Source organism: Ornithinibacillus proteolyticus (genome assembly GCF_039581225.1).
GTDB classification, from domain to species: domain Bacteria; phylum Bacillota; class Bacilli; order Bacillales; family Amphibacillaceae; genus Ornithinibacillus; species Ornithinibacillus massiliensis.
On sequence record NZ_JBCPXV010000077.1, the window covers coordinates 1 to 7,457 of the forward strand.

The following is a 7,457-nucleotide window of genomic DNA, read 5'->3' on the forward strand; positions in this document are numbered from 1 at the left end:
GTGTCCTTTTTGTTTACTTTAATATCAGAAAATTGCGTGCAAAAAATAATAAGCATGGTCCTTACCGTTAAAACGTTGGTAAGGACCATGCTTATATTAATTTACTGGGGTTTTGTCCCAGCCTCCTTATTTAATCTTTCTCTGTCTCAGAATAGCCATTACAATTGGAGTTACAGTCATTACAATTAATAGTGGTAAAAACAATCCCCCCATACCTTTCGTCCAGTTTAATGCAATCGATATGGATTCGAATAATAGTAATCCAAATAATAGTAAACAACTATTCTTAAGCTGGTTCAGCAGTTGTCTACTTACAAGGTAAAATTGCGCAGCATTGGATTCGTTAAATCTACTTGGATAATTGTGTGCCTCCGGAAACTTCTCAAGCAACTGCATCATCAAAAGTAAAAATCCACCAACAATCGGTAAAATTAATAATTCATACTTATTACCCCAACGATTTACCTCACCTAATGCATTATAATGAGCCGGAACCTCGTCTGGCAGGGAGGACCAAATCGTTATTAATAAGATAATAGACCCAATATACGCAGAATATCCAATAACATCAAAAATCCATTCCGATTTTGTTTTTGCTATTTTTATTTTCGGACGTTTTCCGGAATCAGCCATTCCACTCCACCCCTCTCCAATTTATGGATTCTACCTTTACATACGTAACAGTTCACAGGAGGTTTCAGAAAAAATTTGGATTCCCTGACTCCTTCATTCTCTCGAAAAGGTTACTGAGGGGGGCTCTCTGTTTCCTTTTTCTGCTTCATTTTCTCAAAAAGGTTACTGACACGCTCTCTCTGTTTCCTTTTTCTTCTTCATTACCTTAAAAAGGTTACTGACACGCTCTCTCTGTTTCCTTTTTCTTCTTCATTACCTTAAAAAGGTTACTGATACTCTCTCTCTGTTACCTTTTTCCACTTCATTCCATCAAAAAAGGTACTGATACTCTCTCTCTGTTACCTTTTTCCACTTCATTCCATCAAAAAAGGTACTGATACTCTCTCTGTTACCTTTTTCTACTTCATTCAGTCAAAAAGGTTACTGATACTCTCTCTGTTACCTTTTCTGCTTTATTCCCTCAAAAAGGTTACTGACTCACTCTCTCTGTTACCTTTTTCTACTTCTTTCTCTCAAAAAGGTTACTGACTCACTCTCTCTGTTACCTTTTTCCGCTTTATTCCCTTAAAAAGGTCATCGACACATTCGTTGTTAATGCAACACCTAGCATAAACAGAATTAATCCTACTACATCCCTTTTTCATTTCACCGCCAACAATAAGATTATCCAAACATATTGTTTAACTGAACTACACTGTCAACGATATACGTAGGATCAGATTGACTTAGTTCCTCTATCGAACCATATCCATAGGTGACTCCAATAGAGTCAATCCCCATATTTGTAGCCCCAATAATATCGTGCTTTCTATCTCCAATCATAATAAAATCATCCAGATTATAATTGCTATATCGATCTAATATGTACTGTATGATTTCAGTTTTAGAAGTTCTAGATCCATCAAGATTACTGCCCACAATCCATTCAAAATAAGAATCTATATGAAAATGCTGTACGATTTGTTCCGCAAACACAGTCGGTTTAGACGTTGCCACTACTAATTTAAGTCCCTTTTCTTTCAATGTTTTTAATAATATTGGAATGTTAGAATATAATTCATTCTCGAACATTCCTTTTTCTATAAATCTTTCTCGGTAAAATTCAATTACCTGCTGGATTTGAGACTCCTCAAATCCATAATACTCTGCAAACGATACTTGTAGGGGTGGACCAATAAAGCTCTCCAATTTATCCATATTCGTTTCGATGATGTTCATTTTTTGCAGTGCATATTGTACAGATTTTGTAATTCCTTCTTTTGGGTCTGAAAGTGTTCCATCTAAATCAAATAAAATCACCTTGTAATTAACCATGTTTCCCCCTCCTGCTACCGATTATTACTATTATTCTAACATAATACGAGTGGTGAAATTTTGGCTCTGTTGCTTTTCCAACAGATATTCTTAACCTTCTCAAATACACGATCATAATTTCTTCGAGCAATAAAAAAACTTCCCTGATTCTCAAAGAAAATCAGGGAAGAGATAATTCATCTTGCTTATTTTTACTTATTATTTAGTAACTTGATCTAATACTTCCAAATTTCGTTCCATTAATGAGATATAGTCTTCTCCATTATCAATATCTTCTTGTGTTAGAACCTCAAGATTATGAATAGTTATCGGAGTTGCGCCAATCTCTTTTTGAACAACTTCTGATAATTTATTCGAGCTATTTTGTTCAAATAAAACGTAATCTAAATTATGCTCTTTGGATTGATTAATAATTTCTGTCAATTGCTTTTGAGAAGGCTCCTCAGCTGTAGACAGTCCATGAATAGCAATTTGTTCAATTCCATATCGCTCTTCCCAGTAACCAAAGGCAGCATGGGATACGATAATCGCTTTGTTTTCTTTCTTAGATAAAAGGTCAATGAAATTATTATCTAAATCTGTTAGTTTTTCTTTTAATGCCTCAAGATTCTCATTGTACATCTCTTCTGCATCTGGATTCATTTCCACTAACTGATCTTTAATAATTTCTGCAATTTTTATCATACGTTGTGGATCAGTCCATATATGAGGGTTGTGATCTCCTTCATGGTCATCAATTTCTATCACAACAGGTTCTGATTCTGCAACAACCTCATGATCGTCACCGTAAAATACAACCTTGATTTGCTGATCTTTTACTTCAGCTTCACTTTCATAATTCTCAAAAGTTTGCCCTTCTACTTCTCCCCATTCTTCTTCACCTGGATTTAGAACAAACCAATGTGTATGGTCATAATCTACTCCGTCTGCAAGGATAGCTGTTAGTTTAATAGCGTCACCAGTATGATAATGCCCTAATAGGCCATCTATTTCAACATTTCCTGTTGCATTACTTGCGTCTCCATGCTCATGGTCTCCATCATGGTCATGATTGTGGCCATGATCATCATCTCCGTCGTGGCCATGATCGTCGTCTCCATCATGGTCATGGTTGTGGCCATGGTCGTCATCTCCATCATGGTCATGATCATGGCCGTGCTCTTCGTCTCCGTGATCATGGTCGTGACCATGGTCATCTATTACTATCGTTACAGGTTCTGATTCTGCAACAACCTCATGATCGTCACCATATAGTACAACCTTGATTTGTTGACCATCTACCTGAGCTTTCCCTTCAAAATGATCAGATGTCTGACCATCAACAATCTCCCAATCTTTTTCACCAGGATTTAATGCAAACCAATGAAAATGATCTTCGTCTGAATCCATATTAACGACTGCTGTTAGAGTAATAGAATCATCGGTATGATAATGGTCTGATAGCCCAGTAATTTCAATAGGCTCATCACTGTGATCATGATGTCCGTGATCGTGGTCGTGGTCATGACCGCTATGGAATAGTTCATGATAACTACCCATCTCTATTAATTTTACAGGTTGATTTTCCAAAGCTTCAGCAATTGAATCGGAGAAGCTTTCCATTCTAGATCCAAGATAAATGAATGCATCACTGTCTGCTATATCGATAATATCTTTTGATGTAGGCTCATATGTATGAGCATCTGCTCCAGGAGGATAAACGGTTTTTACAGTAGCGGTATCACCTGCAATTTCTTCCACTACATATTGAAACGGATAAACAGATGTGTATATAGTAAGCTCTGAATCTTTCTTGCCATCAGAATCTTGTTTACTATTATTATCATCCGCTGATGAACACCCTACAATAAATAGAGTAATAAATAATAGCATGAGTATTGATTTTACATACTTCATTTCTCAATCTCCCTTTTTAATGATTTGAACAATAATACTATATCGTAATGATTACGTTTTGTAAATAGTAACGATTACGATTTATTTTTTATTTTATAAACATACTTAACATTGGGATAATCGATTCCTTAATCCTGTATTCTTATTATATTTTTTAATCCCGTTAGAAACAGCCTATCTAATAAAAAAGCACTTTCCGCCTAACTAATTAGCAGATAAGTGCTTGAATACTGTTTCTATTCTGGTGCATTTTTTCATCATGAAATTAATCGCATGATTCGTTCGTTCATTTATTCCTTGTTGAGCCAATAAAGCAACCATTCCTCTTGTAAACCATAAATGAAAGCTTTCCCTAAGAATGGCATGGTTCCACTGATGAAAGTTCGATCCATACCCATTTTTAAATTGGCGTACCTGAAGGAATAGTTGTTCATCCCCTAAGCTCCAATTTATCGTGGAGGAAAGAACAGCGCTAATATCAAAATGGTTATTTCCTCTTCTTACTTCTCCAAAATCAATTATATAGATATTCGACTTATCAAATAGTAAATTCCATTTACCTAAATCACCATGGATATAGTAATTGTCCTTATGATTATAGCTTAAACATTGCTCTACTAATTTGGTTAGCTTTCCACTATATTCTGTTGCGTCAAACTTAGGATTTACTTTTACTTGGTTCCACATGCGCTCTAATGGAAAGCGATCCTCCTGTGAAAATAATCCATCTATTTTCTGTACTCTAGAATGAAATATAGCTATTGTTTTCCCTAATTCAAAGAAGTTAATGCTGTCTTTTTCCAGTAGATTTGGTATTTCTGTCTGAAGGTTATAAACCTCATTATTAAGCTTGATATAGGGAGCATTATCCTGATTCAAAATTATGATGGATGAAAGATTATCATGACGTAATTCCTGTGAGATTTTATATTCTGTTATAGCTTGTTCTACACTCTTAACTCTTCTAAGAATATAGTTTCCATCAGCTGTAACAATTCGTTTTGCATTTGAGCTTATGCCACTTTCTATCTTGGTTATTTCCTCTATTGAAGAGACTCCATATTCATTTCGCACTATTTCCTTTAGATTCATAGCTTTCCTCCTTGAAGTTAACCCATGTTCCTTCCTTCACACTTTGTTCACAATTAACAATTATTTCAATAAATTCAATAAAAAGCAATGAGAACTTTATGAATAAAAATTATAATCAATTTAGATAGAGAAAGCGGGGAGTTATATAATGAAACTCAATCTGGCAGTTTGGAAGCAACCTGTTATTTTATTAATCTCTGTTGGGATAGCAGGAATTGGGGACTTTATCTATTTAGTAGCAATTAATATATTGGTCTATCAAATGACTGGATCAGCAGCTGCGGTGGCAGGTTTATGGGTTATTGGCCCAGTTGTGAATGTATTGACTAAATTTTGGACTGGTAGTTTCATCGATTATAGAAGCAAACGTAAAATAATGATTGTTACTTACATAGCAAGAGCCCTTACTATTTTTTGCATTCCCTTTTTACCTAACATATGGTTCATCTTTTTGTTCTTAGTTTTCTTAAGCATAGCGAAATCTTTCTTTACTCCTTCCTCCATGACGTACATAGCGCAATTAGTACCGAAAACCATTCGCAAGCGTTATAACTCTATACAATCATTGACTACCTCTGGTGCATTTATTATTGGGCCAGCAATCGGAGGGGCTTTGATTTTACTTTTGGGTGTAGACTATACCCTTCTTATTAACTCTTTAGCCTTTATCATGGCTGCAATATTATTGAGTAGATTACCTGATAAGGAGACACATGAGAAAGGAAACACGCCAACTTTATCCTTCGCGCAAATAAAATCTGACTGGATTATTGTCATTCAATTTATCAAGGAAAACAAGTATATTGCCTTTATCTATTCTGCCTTTCTTGCAACGACCATTTTCTCTTTTGCTATGGATGCGCAAGAGGTCGTTTTTACACAAAAGGTGGTAGGCTTGTCCGAAATGGAATATAGCTTACTCATCAGTATTACGGGGATTGGAGCAATTGTCGGTGCTTTCATTGTTACTCTATTCTCTAAAAATTTATCTATCCGATACTTAATAGCAATTGGAATGATGATGGAGACGGTTGGCTATCTGCTTTACGCTTTTTCTTGGTCATTCCTTTCTATTACCGTTGGGTTTATGATCCTTGGATTCTTTAATGCATTTCTAAATGCCGGTATCACCACCTTTTACCAAAACAATGTTCCGACTGAGATGATGGGGAGAGTGACTAGTTTGTTCCAGTTGTTCTTAAGCCTGCTTCAGATTGTTTTTGTGTTAATGGTTGGAGCAATAGCTGATATTATACCGTTAAGAATAACTATTATTACTTTAGCAGTCGGTATGCTTATAATCGCTTGCTTGGTTATTGTTAGTATATTTTTACCAGCGAAGAAGCTGTATTTTAAAGAGTCGTAAAGCGAATAACTTGTAAATGATAAAAACACGTGAAAGCCTCTTCGTTTCGCTTGATCCTTTCACGTGTTTTTCTTTCATCATTCTATTATTTTACTTCCACCGTGTATTCCTTATGCTCATGTAGATCTTCATCATTCTCAACATGAACTACAATCGTGTATGTTCCTTCCTTATCAAAAGAGTAAGAACCACTATACTCCCCTGAGGCGGGTTCGTCTGCGTCAACCCACTCATACTCTTCCGTACCGTCTTTGTTAATTTGATAACGAACTGTTGCACCTTCAAGAGGTTCATCATTCATCATCAAATGTAAAGTCAGATTAATCTCTTTATTAACCTGCACATCTCCAGGCTTCATAAAATGCATCATAAACCCTTCTTCATGACTGGAATGATCATGATTATCATGTCCTTCCCCATGCTCCTCATGAGCTGTAGCGTTCCCTTCGCCTATTGTAATCGATTTTTTAGGCATTATATGCACCATTCTAGCTGTGGTATGAGCATATATTTCATAAATACCATCCGCTTCAAAGGTTACATCTGCCGTATATGTACCATCGTCGTTGTTTTTACCTTCAACCGTTGTCGTCTCTTTCTCATTTCCTTGTACCCAATACTCAAATTCCACTTTATCCGCATCTTTCACTAATTCATCACCATATGTGACGATTGCCTTTAATTCTACTACTTCCCCTATATCCGCATGCTCAGGAAGCTGAAAATCAACGTTAACTGCTTTAACTTCCTCATCAGCGTCAGTCTTCTCCCCATTATTATTATTGCCACATGCAGCTAAAGCACCTACAAGTAATATCATGAGTAAGCCTATGTATTTTTTCATCTTCATTTCCTCCATTACCCCGTTCAATAGACAGGGGTATTCTCTCACTTATTTAAATCACTAGCTATCCTTTTTAAACACGATACATTTTATCTTCTTTCCGACCTGTTATTCTGATCGACAATGAATTACCTCTAACAGAAATGTAACAGTACTACAGGTAATATTCAACCTATTGTTGTGAATAGATTGAGTCAAGTATTTGTGGGAGATTTTTAAAGTCCCTTATTTTGTATTGTTTTAATTCCAAATTTGACAACGGTTTCAGATTTATATCTTTCCATCTGTTTCCGCTTTTTTACTTTTTTAAAT

At 35.7% G+C, this 7,457-nt stretch carries 6 protein-coding genes; 1 reads left to right on the forward strand and 5 read right to left on the reverse strand.

Going from position 1 to position 7,457, the window contains the following annotated elements:
* Positions 1 to 126: 126 nt before the first annotated feature.
* The 4 genes from AAIB49_RS18890 to AAIB49_RS18905 all read right to left on the reverse strand — a co-directional run bounded on the left by AAIB49_RS18890 (position 127) and on the right by AAIB49_RS18905 (position 4,935).
* On the reverse strand, positions 127 to 633 hold the full coding sequence (locus AAIB49_RS18890; protein WP_339216932.1) for a DUF1648 domain-containing protein: 507 nt from the start codon (positions 631 to 633) through the stop codon (positions 127 to 129).
* 663 nt (positions 634 to 1,296) lie between these two features.
* Positions 1,297 to 1,947: an HAD family hydrolase gene (locus tag AAIB49_RS18895; RefSeq protein ID WP_339216933.1), complete on the reverse strand. Its 651-nt coding sequence runs from the start codon at positions 1,945 to 1,947 to the stop codon at positions 1,297 to 1,299.
* Positions 1,948 to 2,145: 198 nt separating this feature from the next.
* Positions 2,146 to 3,843: a metal ABC transporter solute-binding protein, Zn/Mn family gene (locus tag AAIB49_RS18900; RefSeq protein ID WP_343458943.1), complete on the reverse strand. Its 1,698-nt coding sequence runs from the start codon at positions 3,841 to 3,843 to the stop codon at positions 2,146 to 2,148.
* A 204-nt stretch (positions 3,844 to 4,047) separates the two neighbouring features.
* Complete coding sequence (locus AAIB49_RS18905; protein WP_343458944.1) at positions 4,048 to 4,935, reverse strand: phosphotransferase; 888 nt, start codon at positions 4,933 to 4,935, stop codon at positions 4,048 to 4,050.
* Positions 4,936 to 5,083: 148 nt separating this feature from the next.
* Between AAIB49_RS18905 and AAIB49_RS18910 the strand changes: the two genes are divergently transcribed.
* Entirely contained in the window at positions 5,084 to 6,301 is a 1,218-nt protein-coding gene (locus AAIB49_RS18910; protein WP_339216938.1) for an MFS transporter, read from the forward strand.
* 85 nt (positions 6,302 to 6,386) lie between these two features.
* On the opposite strand, the gene AAIB49_RS18915 is transcribed toward AAIB49_RS18910, so the two are convergent.
* Complete coding sequence (locus AAIB49_RS18915) at positions 6,387 to 7,145, reverse strand: FixH family protein (protein ID WP_343458945.1); 759 nt, start codon at positions 7,143 to 7,145, stop codon at positions 6,387 to 6,389.
* Between the last annotated feature and the right edge of the window lie 312 nt (positions 7,146 to 7,457).

Coding starts and splice junctions, on each gene's coding strand:
- AAIB49_RS18890 (WP_339216932.1), bottom strand. CDS start 633: ATGGCTGATTCCGGAAAACGTCCGAAAATAAAAATAGCAAAAACAAAA.
- AAIB49_RS18895 (WP_339216933.1), bottom strand. CDS start 1,947: ATGGTTAATTACAAGGTGATTTTATTTGATTTAGATGGAACACTTTCA.
- AAIB49_RS18910 (WP_339216938.1), top strand. CDS start 5,084: ATGAAACTCAATCTGGCAGTTTGGAAGCAACCTGTTATTTTATTAATC.
- AAIB49_RS18900 (WP_343458943.1), bottom strand. CDS start 3,843: ATGAAGTATGTAAAATCAATACTCATGCTATTATTTATTACTCTATTT.
- AAIB49_RS18915 (WP_343458945.1), bottom strand. CDS start 7,145: ATGAAAAAATACATAGGCTTACTCATGATATTACTTGTAGGTGCTTTA.
- AAIB49_RS18905 (WP_343458944.1), bottom strand. CDS start 4,935: ATGAATCTAAAGGAAATAGTGCGAAATGAATATGGAGTCTCTTCAATA.